Source organism: Sphingobacterium paucimobilis HER1398 (assembly GCF_000416985.1).
Taxonomy (GTDB): Bacteria; Bacteroidota; Bacteroidia; order Sphingobacteriales; family Sphingobacteriaceae; genus Sphingobacterium; species Sphingobacterium paucimobilis.
Window position 1 is genome coordinate 1 of the sequence record NZ_ATDL01000008.1, and the last position, 17,480, is coordinate 17,480.

Annotated in this window: 11 protein-coding genes and 3 tRNA genes; 3 read left to right on the forward strand and 11 right to left on the reverse strand. The window is 40.8% G+C overall.

Annotation, left to right across the window (positions count from 1 at the left end; genetic code table 11):
• Nucleotides 1-19: 19 nt before the first annotated feature.
• From M472_RS29585 to M472_RS29600, 4 genes are all read right to left on the reverse strand, one after another.
• Nucleotides 20-262: a GIY-YIG nuclease family protein gene (locus M472_RS29585; RefSeq protein WP_021068658.1), complete on the reverse strand. Its 243-nt coding sequence runs from the start codon at nucleotides 260-262 to the stop codon at nucleotides 20-22.
• A gap of 63 nt (nucleotides 263-325) precedes the next feature.
• A tRNA-Met gene (locus tag M472_RS29590) sits at nucleotides 326-397 on the reverse strand.
• A 40-nt stretch (nucleotides 398-437) separates the two neighbouring features.
• Nucleotides 438-509, reverse strand: a tRNA-Met gene (locus tag M472_RS29595).
• Nucleotides 510-638: 129 nt separating this feature from the next.
• A tRNA-Met gene (locus tag M472_RS29600) sits at nucleotides 639-710 on the reverse strand.
• A gap of 114 nt (nucleotides 711-824) precedes the next feature.
• On the opposite strand from M472_RS29600, the gene era reads away from it, so the two are divergent.
• Nucleotides 825-1,703, forward strand: coding sequence for a GTPase Era (era, locus tag M472_RS29605; RefSeq protein ID WP_021069490.1), 879 nt, complete (start codon nucleotides 825-827; stop codon nucleotides 1,701-1,703).
• 74 nt (nucleotides 1,704-1,777) lie between these two features.
• On the opposite strand, the gene uvrC is transcribed toward era, so the two are convergent.
• From uvrC to ispF, 4 genes are all read right to left on the reverse strand, one after another.
• Nucleotides 1,778-3,601 (reverse strand): excinuclease ABC subunit UvrC, encoded by a 1,824-nt coding sequence (uvrC, locus tag M472_RS29610; protein WP_021069491.1) that lies wholly within the window; start codon nucleotides 3,599-3,601, stop codon nucleotides 1,778-1,780.
• 88 nt (nucleotides 3,602-3,689) lie between these two features.
• Nucleotides 3,690-5,936 carry a penicillin-binding protein 1A gene (locus tag M472_RS29615; RefSeq protein WP_021069492.1) on the reverse strand — a complete coding sequence of 749 codons (2,247 nt, stop codon included), beginning with the start codon at nucleotides 5,934-5,936 and terminating at the stop codon, nucleotides 3,690-3,692.
• A gap of 16 nt (nucleotides 5,937-5,952) precedes the next feature.
• Nucleotides 5,953-9,174 carry a type IX secretion system periplasmic lipoprotein PorW/SprE gene (porW, locus tag M472_RS29620; RefSeq protein ID WP_021069493.1) on the reverse strand — a complete coding sequence of 1,074 codons (3,222 nt, stop codon included), beginning with the start codon at nucleotides 9,172-9,174 and terminating at the stop codon, nucleotides 5,953-5,955.
• A gap of 150 nt (nucleotides 9,175-9,324) precedes the next feature.
• Nucleotides 9,325-9,804: a 2-C-methyl-D-erythritol 2,4-cyclodiphosphate synthase gene (gene ispF / locus M472_RS29625; protein ID WP_021069494.1), complete on the reverse strand. Its 480-nt coding sequence runs from the start codon at nucleotides 9,802-9,804 to the stop codon at nucleotides 9,325-9,327.
• A 366-nt stretch (nucleotides 9,805-10,170) separates the two neighbouring features.
• On the opposite strand from ispF, the gene M472_RS29630 reads away from it, so the two are divergent.
• Entirely contained in the window at nucleotides 10,171-11,676 is a 1,506-nt protein-coding gene (locus M472_RS29630) for an SUMF1/EgtB/PvdO family nonheme iron enzyme (RefSeq protein ID WP_021069495.1), read from the forward strand.
• Between the two features lie 359 nt (nucleotides 11,677-12,035).
• On the opposite strand, the gene pnp is transcribed toward M472_RS29630, so the two are convergent.
• The 3 genes from pnp to M472_RS29645 form a co-directional block, all read right to left on the reverse strand.
• On the reverse strand, nucleotides 12,036-14,213 hold the full coding sequence (pnp, locus tag M472_RS29635) for a polyribonucleotide nucleotidyltransferase (protein ID WP_021069496.1): 2,178 nt from the start codon (nucleotides 14,211-14,213) through the stop codon (nucleotides 12,036-12,038).
• A gap of 199 nt (nucleotides 14,214-14,412) precedes the next feature.
• Entirely contained in the window at nucleotides 14,413-14,691 is a 279-nt protein-coding gene (rpsO, locus tag M472_RS29640; protein WP_021069497.1) for a 30S ribosomal protein S15, read from the reverse strand.
• 63 nt (nucleotides 14,692-14,754) lie between these two features.
• Entirely contained in the window at nucleotides 14,755-15,966 is a 1,212-nt protein-coding gene (locus M472_RS29645; RefSeq protein WP_031301490.1) for an acyltransferase family protein, read from the reverse strand.
• 315 nt (nucleotides 15,967-16,281) lie between these two features.
• Between M472_RS29645 and M472_RS29650 the strand changes: the two genes are divergently transcribed.
• Nucleotides 16,282-17,472, forward strand: a complete 1,191-nt coding sequence (locus M472_RS29650; RefSeq protein WP_021069500.1) for an ROK family transcriptional regulator — start codon at nucleotides 16,282-16,284, stop codon at nucleotides 17,470-17,472.
• The last annotated feature ends 8 nt before the right edge of the window (nucleotides 17,473-17,480 follow it).

A 17,480-nucleotide genomic window follows, 5' to 3' on the forward strand; every position in this document is an offset into this window, starting at 1 on the left:
ACTGGCGGATAAGAGCCCTTCAAACCAGCAGACCGCGGATAAAAACACGTCCCTGAGCACTCTTTAACTCCCGCTCCCTCCTCAGCGCTTCTTCTTTACTGGTATATTCCTCCTGATAGAGCAAATCCCAGGGCCTGTACCGAACCGTCCAGCCTTTTGTCGACAGCTCATTGTGACTCAATAAACGATTAGCTAAATTACCGGTATAACCGATATAGATCTTGTCATAAACAAGTGAATGCAATACGTAAACAGTATACATGATTTCTTTAAATTGGTAATAAAACTAAAAAAGCCTAATCTTACGATTAAGCTTTCTACTGAGTAGCGGGGACCAGACTCGAACTGATGACCTTCGGGTTATGAGCCCGACGAGCTACCACTGCTCCACCCCGCAATATGTTTTTTAAAGCCAAGCTCGCACTTGGCTTATTTAGTAGCGGGAACCAGACTCGAACTGATGACCTTCGGGTTATGAGCCCGACGAGCTACCACTGCTCCATCCCGCAATATATCTTATTGCAATTTTGAGACTCGAACCAATGTCCGCCAATTGACGGATAAGAGTCGATGAGCTTCACAGCTCTATCTCGCAATATTTTCATTTTTTTAAAGCCTCGCGCTTTAAATCTTTTTAGTAGCGGGGACCAGACTCGAACTGATGACCTTCGGGTTATGAGCCCGACGAGCTACCACTGCTCCACCCCGCAATATATTTTTCTCAAATCTTTGCCTCTGCTAGCAAAATCAAAGATTATTTACTTCCTTAATTGGAGTACAAAGATATTATTTGTTTCTTTGCAAAACAAATAAAAAGCAAAATAATGTCACACAAAGCAGGATTCGTAAGTATTATTGGTAAGCCAAACGCAGGTAAGTCTACGCTAATGAATGCTTTAGTCGGCGAGAAGATGTCTATCATCACGCCTAAAGCACAAACTACCCGCCACCGTATTATGGGAATCGTCAATGATGAAGATCATCAAATTATATTTTCTGATACTCCTGGTGTTATCGTTCCAAAGTATACACTGCAAGAATCCATGATGAGTTTTGTGGAAGGATCATTGATCGATGCTGATATTATTCTGTTTGTTACGGATATCCACGAAAAATATGATGAAAACGATGTCCTCGATAAATTACGAAAAACGGCATCTCCGGTAGCTGTTTTAATCAACAAAATTGACAAATCTTCCGAAGAAGAAGTGAGAGAAAAAATAGAGTTTTGGAAAGAAAAATTAAATCCCGAGGCTATTTTTGCGATGTCAGCTTTATTGGGGTATAACGTTCCTCCGATTCTAAGTTACATTAAGGAAAGACTGCCTGTACATCCTCCTTATTACGAGAAGGATGAGCTTACCGACAAATCTATGCGCTTTTTCGTTTCGGAAATAATCCGAGAGAAAATCTTCAAACTGTATGACAAGGAAATTCCCTACAGTACGGAGGTCGTAGTTACTTCCTACAAAGAAGAACCCAAAATCACACGAATCGCAGCTGAAATCATTGTTGAACGCGACTCTCAGAAAAATATCCTGATTGGCAAGGCAGGTGCTATGATTAAAAAAGTAGGCACCTATGCACGACAGGATATCGAAGAATTCATTGATGGCAAGGTATTTTTAGAATTATTTGTAAAGGTTATCCCAGATTGGCGAACGAAGAAAAATCATTTAAAGCGTTTCGGTTACGAAGATTAAATAATAAAGAGGTGCCACAGATATCTGCGGCACCTCTTTACCAATAATATTCCAGACACAATCGATATACGACCCTAACCGGGATCAATCGCTGTAGGCATTTCAAAATAGGCCCTTAGAGCTTTGAGTTGTTTTACGTTCAGCACCTCGCTCAAGTTCTCATCCGATTCTTCTCGGATCCTCTTTACCGACTTAAAACGCTTAAGCAGTTTCTCTACTGTAGTCTTACCTATTCCTGGTATATTTTCCAATTCGGACACAAAAGTCTTACGGCTCCGTTGATTTCTATGAAATGTAATTCCAAAACGATGGGCTTCATCTCGAAGATGTTGTATAACTTTTAGTGTTTCTGACTTCTTATCCAAGTAAAGCGGATACTGATCTCCAGGATAATAGAGTTCCTCCAATCGCTTGGCTATACCGATAACAGTAACTTTCCTTTCAATCCCCAATAGCCGTAAACTTTTCAACGCAGCCCCTAGCTGCCCTTTTCCCCCATCTATGATAATGAGCTGAGGCAATTCTTCCCCTTCATCCAACAATCGACGATAACGCCTAAAAACCGCCTCTTCCATGGTCGCAAAATCATTTGGTCCCTCAACAGTCTTCACGTTAAAATGTCGATAGTCCTTTTTAGAAGGTTTTCCATCTTTGAATACTACGATCGCCGATACGGGGAAACTTCCCTGAATATTTGAGTTATCAAAACATTCGATATGCCTAGGCAGCACATTCATCCTCAAATCTTTCTGCATTTGATTCAGCAGCCGCTCTGTTTTGACCTCTGGATTTAACTTTTCGTATTGTAACAGACGCTCCTTTTTGAAATAAGCCACATTTTTCAGTGACAGATCCAGCAGCTTACGTTTATCCCCCAACTTGGGTACCACAAAGCTAACTTCTCCGGGCAGACCTTCAATCTGAAGTTCAAAAGGCACAATGATTTCCCGAGAAAGACTTTTATACCGGTTTCTAATCTCTGGAATAGCAATGGCCAAGAGTTCCTCATCACTTTCATCCAATCTCTTCTTCATTTCTAAGGTCTGTGTCTGTATAACGACACCATTCATCACTTTTAGGAAATTGACAAAAGCATAACTCTCATCGGAAGCAATACTAAAAACATCAATATTGGTAATAGACGAACTAACAACAGTAGATTTACTTTGATAATTATCCAGTTTATCCAACTTTGTTTTCAAAAGATGAGCTTCTTCAAAGTTAAGAGCGCCAACGGCATCGGCCAACTGCTCTTTCAGCCTCGATGTCACCGCCCCAATCTTACCATTGAGAATATCCTTAATACTTTCCAGATTCTGATCATATTCGTCTTGCTGTTGCAGTCCCTCGCATGGTCCTTTACAATTTCCAATCTGATACTCAAGACAGACCTTATATTTTCCTTTGGCTACATTTTCAGGGGAGAGATTTAAGGAACATGTTCTTAGCGGAAATAGCTCCCTTATGGTATCAAGAACGATATGCATCATTCCTACAGATGCGTAGGGGCCATAATACTTAGACCCATCTTTGAGGTATTTACGTGTCCAAAACACTCTAGGATAAGCCTCGTTTTTGATCACGATCCAGGGGTAAGTCTTGTCATCCTTGAGCATGACATTATACCTTGGTTTGTGCTTTTTGATCAGGTTATTTTCAAGCAGCCAGGCATCGATTTCAGTGTCAACGATTGTAAAAGCAATACGCTGTATCTTACGCACCAAAACCTTCGTTTTGGAGTTCAACTGCCTTTCGCTGACAAAATAGGAGCTAACACGATTTTTTAAATCTTTGGCTTTCCCAACATAAATCAACACATCATCCTTATCAAAATATTGATAGACCCCTGGTTTATGCGGTATCCTTTTTAATTCTGCCTTGTAATCAAATGAACTCATCTACCTCTATTAAATCAAAAACTCACCGAAAGACCTAATCCTGCGGTGAGTATTTTGTATTACTGTAACCTTTGCGATTACATCCAATTTAAAAACCTAACCGATCATCTTGCAATTCGGGTTCGGAAGAATAGCCCTCATACCTCGAATACTCGGAGCAATCCATAACCCTGGTCATTCCTTCTGGCGGCTTTGGAAAATCCATTTTGGAATAATTCAATGATTTATCATTATACACCTTCTTCATGAATAGGCCAAATACAGGAAGTGCCGCAGCCGCTCCTTGTCCATATTGCATGCTACTGAAGCTGACACCTCTATCCTCTGCTCCTGTCCATACACCGGCTACCAATTGTGGTGTAAATCCAATAAACCAGGCATCCGAGTTATCATTGGTTGTTCCCGTCTTTCCACCCATAGGGATGGTCAATCCGCCATAATCTGCTCGACGAACACGAGAGCCCGTACCTCCATCCACTACTCCTCTCAACATGTCAACCATAATATAGGCCGACTCACTGTTCAACACTTTCAAGACCTTAGGTGTACGTTCATAGATAGGCGTACCGTTCTTATCCTCTATACGTAAAATCATAGTGGGCTCAATCCAAGTACCATGATTAACAAACGCAGAATAAGCCCCGACCATATCATAGACAGAAGCTTCATAAGCCCCTAATGCAATCGAAGGATAATTAGGAACATCTGAAGTAATTCCCATTTTACGGGTCAAGTCAGCTACACTAGCTGCTCCGACTTCATTAATCACAAACGCAGTCGCAAAGTTCTGCGAGTACTTGATCGCATTCTTCAACGTAATAGGATCACCTCCCTGTACGGAACCTCGAGGGGTCCAATTCCCATAAGTCTGCTGATGATTCGGCACCGTATAACATGGCGAATAGCCATTATCAATAGCTACAGCGTAAGTAAAGGGCTTGGCTGTTGACCCGACTTGTCTAATCCCCATTTTCACCTGATCATACTTATAATGTTCAAAATTAATACCGCCGACCCATGCTTTAATATGTCCCGTCGTAGGATCCATTGCCATGATTGAATTCCGTAGCATTAGCTTATTGTACTTGATCGAGTCCATAGGCGTCATTACCGTATCAACAGATCCCTTCCAAGTAAATATACTCATGGACACTTTGGTGTTAAATGCTTTTTTTATCTCTTCTGCCGAGGCACCATTCTCTTTCATCTCCCGGTAGCGGTCAGAGCGTCTCATACCTGTTTCTAACAGCTTAGCTTTATCTCCCGAAAACGCATTTCTACTACGCCATTGTTTATCAAATTCGCGCTGTAGCTTTTGCATCCACTCCTTTTGTGCTTCTTCCGCGTACTCTTGCATTTTATAGTTGAGCGGTGTATAGATACGTAGTCCGTCTCTATCCAGATCATAAGGTGTACCATCTGCTTTGGTAATAGCAAGCCGCTTTAGTTCCTTTTTAATTTCATCCTTTAATACCGATCTGAAATAAGGAGCCACTCCCTCTCCATAGCTTGATATATTGACATTCAGCCCTAAAGGCTTATTTTTAGCATCAGCAAGTTCCGCATCGGTTAGAAAGTTTTCCGCATGCATATTGATCAGCACCTGATTACGGCGTGTCTTGGCTCTTTCTTCAGCTCGTATAGGCGAATACATAGTCGGACCTTTCAACATACCAACTAAGAGAGCTGCCTGCTCTGCAGTCAATTTATCAGGAGTCGTATTAAAAAAGGTACGGGCACCGGATTTGATACCGAAAGTATTTTTATAACCAAAATCCACCGTGTTAAAGTACATCATGATGATCTCTTCCTTGGTATAATTTCGTTCTAAGCGTACAGCTGTAATCCATTCCTGAAATTTCTGCATCACCCGCTTAATGGTACTGCGTTCACGCCTCTCGGAAAACAAATTGAGCGCCAATTGCTGGGTAATAGTACTTCCCCCCTGTTTATCGCGCAATACTACCGTATGGAAAATAGTTGTCAGTGTCCTAAAATAATCAATTCCCGAGTGATCGTAGAACCGCTTATCCTCTGTAGAGACAAGGGCGTGAACCAAATGCGGAGACAGCTCACTATATTTTACATTTGATCTATTTTGTAAGTAGTAGGTTCCTAACACGCGATTGTCTTCAGTAAGAATTTCCGAAGCCAGATTACTACGGGGATTCTCCAGATCTTCGAACGATGGTAGCTGACCAAATAGACCTACACGCACGCCAATCAAAAACAAACAGACAAAAGCTATTGCACCCCATAAAATCAGCCAAAATGTACGCGTATACTTACTTATCTCTTCTGGTGTCAGTTTAATGTTCTTCGATTCTCTCTTCATCGTATAAAAATATCCGCTATTGTTCTATATAATTTTGATGATACTTCTTAATCTCCACGCCATCCGTCAAAGCCGGAATAGATTGTTTTGTGATGACAAAGGTATTATAAATTTCTCCTGGTATTTTCATTATTTCTGGCATTAAAGGCAATAACCTTGACTCATAAAGTTTTACTTCTTCAAAAGTCTTAAATGGACCAATAAAGATTAATTGGTTCTCGCCATTAATTGCCGCCACTTGGTGATTAAGCGAAACATTATGATACCGTGTACGATTAAACTGTCCTATCCCATAACGACTTGGAGCCAGATTCACTTTCGGATCTAATACGTTGATTGTAAAATAATACTCTGCTGTATCTGGGAACAACTTCTTGTCCCTGTAATCATTTGGTCCAAAATCAATTTTCGACTCTAATAATTTTAAATCTTTACCAACTATACTCACGTCCGTGTTTACCTTTCCGTTGGCTGTAAGCTTATCTACTCCCTTTACATCCATTAGAGAAACTTCTTGCTTTGCTTCCTCCTTCACTTTCTCTTCGACCTTAGCTACGACAACTTCCTTCTCCGGTTCTTCTTTCACTTTCTCCTCGACCTTAGCCACGACAACTTCCTTCTTAGGCTCCTCTTTCACCTTCTCCTCGACCTTAGCTACAACAACTTCCTTCTTCGGTTCTTCTTTCACTTTCTCCTCGACCTTAGCTACGACAGCTTCCTTCTTCGGTTTAGGTTCCTCTTTCACTTTCTCCTCGACCTTCGCTACGACAGCTCCCTTCTTCGGTTTAGGTTCCTCTTTCACCTTCGGTATTTCTTTAACAATTGCCGTACCAGTTCTGTAGTCCCCATAAATTCCAAGACTAGGCCATGCCGTCATATCAGGTTCATCCACGAAAGCAATGCGAGATTTGTCTATATCTTGCAATGCATTGACTCGATGTACAAAGTATTGGGGGTTTTCTCCTATAAAGGCCAGATTTTCCTTTGCCAATGGTACGACCAAACTATCCATAGGATAACGTTCGGTTATCTGTTCCAAAGCTATGGTAAAATCCTCAACACGACCTATACGACCAATAGCAAGCGCTCTCAAGTATTCCACTTGTGCAACTAAAGCTGTGTTTTCAAATCGTTCCTTGAGGTCGATATCTGCTTCTCGAATCACTGCGGCATGGTCACCATTTGCATACAGTGTGAATAGTTTTTCAAACACACGATCTAAAATATTCTTATCCCTTTTAATTTTATCCATATAGGAAGGATCCTGAGCTACTTTGGCGTGTAGGCTGTTTGGAAACAAAGTCACGAGTCTATTAAAATATTCCTGTGACTTTCCTTTATCTATACCATCATACATTCGGTATAGCGAATAATATATCTCCGCAGCAGCCTCTGTATTTGGATAGCGGCGCAAGAACTCCTCGTATACCTTTATTGCATCCTTATTATCTTGCGTATAATCTCTATAGATATTACCTATGACAATGAGACGATCGTGTACGATTTTATGACTGGCTTCAAAAGCTTCCTGATTTGCTGGAATCTCCTTTTTATACCGTTGTTTTGCATCCGCAACAAACCGCTCTTCATCTAATTCCCTCTTTTCTACCACTTCAGCTGTATCAGCAATCACACTTGTTTCTTTAGTAGGCAGCCTGGCAGAGTTATCTCCTTCATAGCGCCAGTTATCTTTAAGCGGTCTATTTCCCCACCTCCGTTTGAAAGCATTCTGCCCAACCAGTAGTTCGTCTGGATTACTAAAATAAAATGTTCGGTCTGTAGCATTCGAGACATCCATGGATTGATTCTGCCCATACATTGCATACGCCGTATTAGTTGCAGCACTTGCAGCTGATTTTTTCTTGGTCTTTTTGGCTAGCTTTTCCTGCTCTTCTATTTCCTTTTTCTTGAACAACAATTGCTCTTGTGCATAAGCTTGCAAGGTTGCCTCTCGCGCAGTATCATTCAAGGCTGCCAATTGAAGCAGCGTATCTTGCCAAGAAATCTCCTGATATAGCTGAGTAATTTCGTCCATGTATCCCAACTTTCGACGGACTTTGTTGACATCTGTATAGTCCGCAGGCAACACCATGGCGACTGAGTCGAAATAATTCTGAGCTTCAAAATAGTTTTGATGATCAAAATAATGCTCGGCTAAGCGTAAGTAAGTTTCTGTAGACTGATATTCATTCCGTTTGGGTTGAAGCAGCGATCTTTTAAAATAATCAAGCGCTTCCTTTTGCTCTCCTGATTCATAGTAAATATCGCCTATCTGATACAAAATCTGGTCTTGGTAACCGTCGTTCTTACCCTCTTTAAGCATACGCTTCAGAGGTTTTACCCTATCAACAAGCCCTTGCCCTTTATCCCCTTCTAGAAATGCCGCCTGTAGACTGGCTTCAAAAGCCATATCAAAGGGTACATTACTCTTCGATATCTTATTAAAATAAACATAAGCTTTTTCCTTCTCGCCATTATCCATATAGAGCTGACCCAATAAAAAGGTCCACCTTCTTTTATCCAGTATATTAGAATTGGATTCTAGGGCATACTCCAAGTAGGGTATCGCGGTGAGTTCCTCCCCTACACGAACATGATAGTTTGCCGCAGCGGCATTCACAAAAGTGCGTGTTTTCTTTTCTTCATCCAAAGTGACAAAAGAGGAGTCTACCGCAAGTTTTGCCTCTTCAAATTTTCCGATCTGCAATAACGCTCTAGACTTCCAAGCGTATGCCAATGGCAGATATTGCTTTTGTTCTTCGCTTGCAGAACGGAGTAAATGGTTAAAAAACTCAATAGAAGTATGGTAAGCGCCTTTATAATAATTAGCTTTCCCTATAAGGAGATATGCTTCATTAACATATTTACTTTCCTGTTTATTATTGACGACCTTGTACGCCTTTTGGATTAACGAATCCATTAACTTGTGCGCATCACCATCTCCCTGCGGTTCATCAAATACAGATTGACGCACTTGATAGTTTTTCTTTGCGCCATGAAAGATACTCTCTCTTTCATTATCCAGCATGAGATTTGAGTTATAAAGGACGTTATATTTCGCTGTAAAATTCTGACGAAAATTATATTCCTTCTCCTCTACTGTACCGCTAGTTTTATCATAGGCTTTATTTTTACTTTTCGTACTCTTGCACGACGAAAAAAAAATGAAAAATAAAACAGACAAGCCAACTACTGACCCTATATGCCGCGAGGTAATTTTTGAAATTAAAACTAACATTCTATAAACCTATGTATAAAGGTAATTGGATTCACACACTTCACCCCAAACACTACAAAAGTATTAATTATTACAGCATAATCCGCTGTTAAAAATCACTAAATTTAATGATTGCTAAGGTTTCTAGAATATTTAAGTCGTTAAACGGCGCTACACCTTCTGTATCAGACATACGGCATAGGCTACTACCCCCTCCTGCCTACCGATGAATCCCATAGTCTCGTTTGTCGTCGCTTTTATAGAGATATCATCGACTTCTAGGCCAGCCGCTTCCGCAATTTTTTCTTTCATAGCTGAGATATAAGGCTTGATTTTCGGAGCTTCCAGACACAACATAGCATCAATATTGCCCAAAGACCATCCTTTTTCTTTAACCAGACGGACACATTCTTCAAGCAGGACCAAACTGCTTATGCCTCTCCACCGCTCTTCGGTATTTGGAAAATGATAGCCGATATCTTCCAAGTTTGCAGCCCCCAAAATGGCATCACAAATAGCGTGAACCAACACGTCTGCATCCGAGTGACCAAACGCTCCTGCATGATGATCCAATAGCACACCACCTATAATAAATGGATGTCCCTCTTTTATCTGATGAACATCGAATCCAAATCCTACTTTAATCTTCATAAAACTATATTCTATTGATGGGTGTATCGCTTTTTTGTTTTTGCCCCGGCAAGACCAAATCTAAGCGTACTCTTTCGCCCATTATCCCTTAAAAAAGCCTAAATTACTACATATTTCGGAGAAAGCCCAATATAACAATACCTGTGAAAAATTAAGGTTTAATAGAATTACTACTTTTAAAGCGGTTATCTGAATTATCGCAAGTTTTTTATACATTAATGCTTACCATATCTCTTAAATTATTTATATTTTTGGGAGTTAATTAAATGGACAATTGATTATTCATCGGAAACATCCTTAGGCTGTACAAACGTAGGTTATAGACTGGGTATTCCGTACGACAATTGAAAGTCAAATTATATAGATATGAACTATTTGAGATTTGTCATTACATCTACTGCATTAGTTGTCGCTTCTTCGCTGTTGATGACCTCTTGTAAAAGCAAAAGCCGACGTGGCGATGTATCCGCTAAGACGGGAGTGCGATACAATGACCCTTATAATGGTGGTCTTCAAATCAACCGCAAAATTAAAGAGAGTCCTGGCCCTGGTCTCATCGGAATCGAAGGCGGGACTTTCGTAATGGGAGGAAGCTTGAATGAAGACCTGGCATTCTCGCACGACAACCTGAGAAGACGAGTTACCGTTGCTTCCTTCTACATTGACGAAACAGAAGTTTCCAATGCTGACTGGTTAGAGTATCTACATTGGATTGCACAAAACTATCCACAAGACGGAAAGCTTTACTACGATGCTTTACCCGACTCTTTAGTATGGCGCAATCCATTATCCTATAACGAGCCTTATGTAAACTTTTACCTGCGCCACCCTTCCTTCCAAGACTATCCCGTAGTGGGGGTTTCGTGGGAACAAGCAAATGCTTACTGTCAATGGCGTACAGACCGTGTCAATGAGCACATTCTACGCCAGCGCGGTATATTGATGGATTATAAGACTTTAAATGAACAACAACAACAAGCCGGTCAGGCCTTCAATACAGAAATCTACCTGAATGGCCAGATACAGGGAGAAGGAATCGATGGGAAGAACATGCCCAAAGACAATAAAATAGGTGCACAGAAGGACGCCAGACGTACCGTACGAATGGAAGACGGTATATTGAAACAACCGTACAGACTTCCGACAGAGGCGGAGTGGGAGTATGCAGCACTGGGGTTAATTGGAAATACTTATGACGGCAATATAGAGACCAGCAAAGCCTATCCATGGAATGGCTTGGGTGTTCGTGATGGCAGCCGCAAGAACCAAGGCAGAATGATGGCCAACTTCAAGATTACTGGAGGTAATAATATGGGAGTAGCGGGTGACCTCAATGACGGTGGAGACATTACTGTACCGGTACGAAGCTACAAACCGAATGATTTTGGCTTATACAATATGGCAGGTAATGTCAATGAATGGGTAAGCGATGTATATCGTCAGCTTTCTTTTGAAGATTTTGAAGACTTCAACCCTTTCCGTGGTCACATCTTTATGGATAACCAATATGAAAATGCGGAAACACGAACGCTCGCCAAAGACAAATATGGCAGACCGATCAAAGTTCCAGCTAAAGCCCCTAGAAAACAAACCTGGGAAGAGCTTCAAGCAGCAAAAGCAGGCGACCCAAACAATACGACTTATGACTATGATGTCAGAGGCTTTAAAGACGAAGAGCAACAAGCTCTCTATGGAAAGACCACACTGGTTAACGATAAGTCACGTGTGTTCAAAGGTGGCTCCTGGAATGACAGAGCATACTGGCTAAATCCTGCCACTAGACGTTATATGCAGCAGAATGAATCCAACGCAATGACGGGATTCCGTTGCGCCATGACGATGGTCGGAAATGTTTTCGGACCGGGAAAATAACAAAACTTAATTCTACTAGTTCAATAAGCCTCGAAGTAACCCTTCGAGGCTTATTGTTTTATTCCCATCATTACTCATCCCTAAATATCCATAAGCCCATATGCAACATCGCATATCGGCGGAACCAATCTCATACCAGCTTATATATTTATATAGCAATAACCTATAGTTTACCTAGCCTTTACATAGCCTTACCCTAGCCATTAGCTAGGTAAAGGCCAGTTAAATACCAGGTTACTACAGCCTTAATATTATAGTTGACACCTATGTATCTACAAGCTGTCCCATCACCTTAGCCAACAAAAAGCAATAAAAAAGCCCAGCTATATGCTAGCTGGGCTCTGTATTGGACAAGACACTTAGGCTTTCGGAGTATCTCCTGTAGGCTTTTGTTCTTGTTTTGGCTTGTCTTCTCTCGGAGGACGAGGCAGTAACACTTTACGTGAAAGTTTCATTTTACCTTGTTTGTCCACATCTAAAAGTTTTACGGTGACCATATCGCCTTCTTTAAGCACACCATCCATGGTTTCTAAACGTGTCCAATCAATCTCAGAGATATGCAACAATCCATCTTTACCTGGCATAATTTCTACAAATGCACCAAAAGGCATGATAGATTTGACCTTACCTTCATAGATCTCACCAATCTCTGGCTTAGCGGCAATTGCTCTGATACGCGCAACAGCAGCATCGATTGATTCTTTATTATCAGCAAAGATCTGAACTACCCCTTTGTTATCTACTTCTTCAATTGAAATGGTAGATCCAGTCTCTCTTTGCATTTCTTGGATAATTTTACCACCTGGTCCGATCACCGCTCCGATAAATTCTTTATCAATAGTCAATGATATAATACGTGGCGCATGCGGTTTATAGTCTTCACGAGGTGCATCGATTGTTTTCTTCATCTCACCTAAGATGTGAAGACGCGCTTCTTTTGCTTGATCTAAGGCCTGAGTCAAGACTTCCCATTTCAGCCCGTTGATTTTTAAATCCATCTGACAAGCAACGATACCTTTTTCAGTACCTGTTACTTTAAAGTCCATATCTCCTAAATGATCTTCATCACCTAAGATATCCGAAAGAATGGCATACTTACCTGATTTTTCGTCCGTGATCAATCCCATAGCGATTCCTGAAACAGGGGCTTTTAATTTAACCCCAGCATCTAATAATGCTAATGTTCCGGCACATACTGTAGCCATTGACGAAGAACCATTTGATTCTAGGATATCAGAAACAACGCGAATAGTATATGGGTTTTCCGAATCAGCCGGCAAAACCTGCTTCAATGAACGCATCGCTAAGTTACCGTGACCGATCTCACGACGTCCTGCACCTCTATTTGGTCTTACTTCTCCTGTTGAAAATCCAGGGAAATTATAGTGCAAAATAAATTTATTGTATCCGTTGATAAAAGCACCATCGATCATCTGCTCATCGTCTTTAGCTCCTAAAGTAACCGATGTCAATGCTTGTGTCTCTCCACGAGTAAATACAGCTGAACCGTGCGCTGCAGGCAAGTAATCCACTTCAGACCAGATCGGACGTACAGTACGTACATCACGACCGTCCAAACGAATTCCTTCATCCAACACTAAATTACGAACCGCATCATACTGTACGTCGTGATAGTATTTTTTCATTAAAAAGGTTGTCTCTTCATCAAGATCTTCACCTAATGTTTCAAAAAACTCTTCACCAATAATTGCGAACTTTTCAGAACGTTCATGTTTTGTAGAACCCGATTTTGCTACTTCGTACACCTTATCATATGTTGCTGCAAAAATTGCTGCACGCAATTCCGGATTAGAAGGTTCGTGGTTGAATTCACGTTTTACAGTAGACCCGACCAAATTAGCTAACTCTAACTGAGCGGCTACCTGTTTTTTGATTGCCTCGTGTGCAAAAGCGATAGCTTCCACCATCTCTGCTTCCGAAATCTCACTCGCTTCACCTTCCACCATACCGATGTCCTGTGCAGAACCAGCTACGATAAATTCTAATGTAGCTTTTTCCAATTCTGAAAGACGCGGGTTGATAACTAGCTGTCCATCAATCTTAGCTACACGAACTTCCGAAATCGGGCCATTAAAGGGAATATCAGAAACTGCAATTGCAGCTGATGCTGCCAATCCTGCTAATGCATCTGGCATAATATCTTTATCTGCAGAAATCAGTGAAATCATCACTTGGGTATCTGCGTGATATGTTTCTGGAAACAATGGACGTAAAGCTCTGTCTACTAAACGAGAGATTAAGACTTCGTAATCTGACAATCTCGCTTCACGACGCAAGAAACCACCTGGAATACGACCAGTAGCGGCATATTTCTCTTGGTAATCTACAGATAAAGGCAAAAAGTCGACTCCTGCTTTAGCTTCTCTGTTGGAAACAACAGTGGCCAACAACATGGTATCACCTTGCTTTAAAACAATAGAACCGTCAGCTTGCTTTGCTAACTTTCCTGTAGACAACTCGATTGGAGGTAGGCCACCGCCCATCTCAATCGTTACTTTCTTTTCATTATAACTCATTTTGTTTTCTTTATCGGTGCATTTTCCTCTTTATTAATATGATGCACCTTGTTTTTTGACCTTTAAAAATCACCACAAAGGTAAATAAAATTTAGAGTAATAATCCAACCAAACAAAAACTTTCACAGCTGATAATGAAGCGAAAACAAAAAAGCCACCCCTAGTAAGGAGTGGCTCTTAAGCTTTTCACTGTATAAGCTTACTTGATAATATCACGTAAACCTAGACCTTTAATGATCGCACGGTAACGGTTGATATCTTTTTTGTACAAATAAGCTAATAAAGCACGACGCTTACCTACTAACATTTGCAGGGAACGCTGTGTGTTAAAATCTTTTCTGTTTTTTTTCAAGTGCTCCGTTAAGTGAGCAATTCTCTTTGTGAATAAAGCTATTTGTCCTTCTGCAGAACCTGTGTTTGCTGCTGCTCCAGCAAATTCTGCGAAGATACCAGCTTTGTACTCTTTACTTAAATACATCTCTTGAATAATATTAAAGCGTTATAAAATTTATTAATTGCCTGCAAAGGTAAAAATTAAAAACTAAACTTTCACATATATTTTTTTCTGATCAAGCCAATAGCAAATCATCCACATAATCACTAAAAAACAAAGCGAGTAGACAAATGATCCCAATTCGGTAGGTCCTGGAATCTGCGCACATACATTTTTATAGAACCATGCAAAAGGTGTTGTGAACAAGGCTTCGCCATTCTGCCCCACCCCATTCGGAATACGGATCAAAGCTGTTGCTTTAGGCAGCAGACCACTCAATACGAAAATAAACAACGGATTCTTTCCAAAAACATCAAAGAACTGAGTAAACTTATTCTTTACTCCCTGCACTTCGATATACCAGATCATCCCCCCAATAGTCATGATACCTAAACCTGTTGTATATAATACGTAGGAGCTACTCCATATCTTCTTGTTGATAGGGAAGCCCAATGACCATGTCCATCCTAAGACAACCAAAATAAAACCTGTTACAAACAGTCCTGAAAGCAACTTAAAATGAGGTTCCTTACTTTGCGGAACCTTGGTCCAGAGCCAATCGACCTGTCCTTGATTCTTGATAAACGTACCTGCCAGATAACCAAAGACCACCTGTACAATAACAGGTATGGTACTCAATAACCCTTCCGGGTCAAATGGCACGCCTTCGCCTTTATACATATGTGCCACGCCTAGGATCTGTTTATCATATACTGTACCAAACCATCCTTCTAAGGAATAAGGATCGCCTGTACCTAAAAAAGCACAAAGCCCCCAGTAGCCCAGCAAAATAAAAGCACTGATATAAATCAATGTGCGCGGCTTGAAATAATACGCCAACACCGAAGCGAAGAAGTAGGCCACAGCGATACGCTGCAATACACCAAATATACGGACGCCCTTATTGGGGTCAACACTACTCACCCACTCCCTAAACTGCAGCCCTGCATCTCCCCACTGCACAAAAGGAAACCAATTCAGCCCCAATCCGATCAAAAAAATCAAGATCGTGCGCTTGATCACCTTCTTCCAGAACACAGCGCTTCCCGCATCCTGCATTCGCGGAATAACAAATGACATCGCATTACCAACCGCAAATAGAAAAAATGGGAATACCAAATCCGTCGGGGTACACCCGTGCCATGGCGCATGCTTAAGTGGTGCAAACATGGAGGACCATGTCCCCGGGTTATTTACCATGATCATCAGTGCTACCGTAGCTCCTCTGAACACATCTAAAGAATAATATCGTTGCTTCATAATTATAGCGTACTGCACGAAGTTACTATTTTTCATCACAAATCCGCAAAAACAGACACACAAGTCTGCTCTTCTGTTTCACTTCCCAAGAACACATTTTTGTTACAAACACAAAAATAAGCTCCTTCTAAAATAAAACATTTAAAAAATCTTACGTCTAATTTCAAAGCTATTTCCACTCAGTAGAACAAAATCCACATCAACAACCAGAAACTTATTAAAATAATTAAAAAGTGTTTTGATGTTAAAATAATTTTAACATATCTTTATCAATAGATTAAATCCAGTTATTTACATTGAAAAAGCTTTTATAAATTGAAAACGCTCAATCAGGCAATATTAACCGCTTTGTATTATCAAACTCCTCAATCTATTGCCGAGTTGAGCCATGCTATCGGAAAAAGTGTTCCTAACATTACCCGAAGCGTACAGGAGCTTCTCGAGGATGATTTGATCAATTCGGAAGGATTTGCACCATCGACGGGAGGCCGTAGAGCAATACATTATTCCTTAAACATAAAGGCTCTTCCTACGATCTTAGCTATTGCTATCGACCAGTACAACACTCGTATATCGTTAATGGATCTTTCCAATCAAATGATTAAAGAACTCAAGCAAGAGCCCATTAACCTGCACGATAGCGAAGATGCTTTAGAAAGGATTCTCACATCAGTTGATTCTTTTCTAGGAGATCAAAACAAGAAAAACATTTTAGCAGTAGGCATCAGCATGCCTGGTTTTGTGGATTCGGAGAAAGGTATCAACTCCTCCTACTCCGCTACAGACCCGCTATACAATATCAAAATTGCTATTGAGGCGCATATACAGATCCCCACTTATATAGAAAATGATTCGACGGCGATTGCTATTGCTGAACACCAATTCGGAAAAGCAAAAAAATGCAACAATGCCCTCGTCATAAATCTAAATTGGGGCGTTGGTTTGGGTATGATATTAGAAGGGAAACTATTTAAAGGACACAGCGGATACGCCGGGGAATTTAGTCATATCCCCTTGTCCAGTCAGAACAAATTATGTTCATGTGGCAAACGGGGCTGTCTTGAAGTAGAAGCTTCGCTCCTTGCTGCCTTGGGATATGCCAAAGAACAAATTGAAAATGGACAAATTTCTCAGCTCACGGCAAACTATGGCCAGGAAGGAAGACTCAGCATAGATCAACTGATAAGTGCCGCACTAAATGGCGATCAGGTAGCTATTGAGTCCTTTGCCAAAATCGGCTATATGCTCGGAAAAGGCATCGCTACATTAATCCATATCATTAATCCAGAAAAAGTGATTATCAGTGGAAAAGGATCTGAAATTGGACAGATATTACTGCCACAAATACAGGCCTCTATGCTCGAATTCAGCATACAGCGCTTATCCAAAGACACGAATATAGAAATATCGACCCTACACAATGCACAAATAATAGGAACCGCTTCTATAGCTGTATCCTCCTCCAATTGGAAAGTACTACACAAAAAACAAACAGAAACGAACTAAAACTAAAT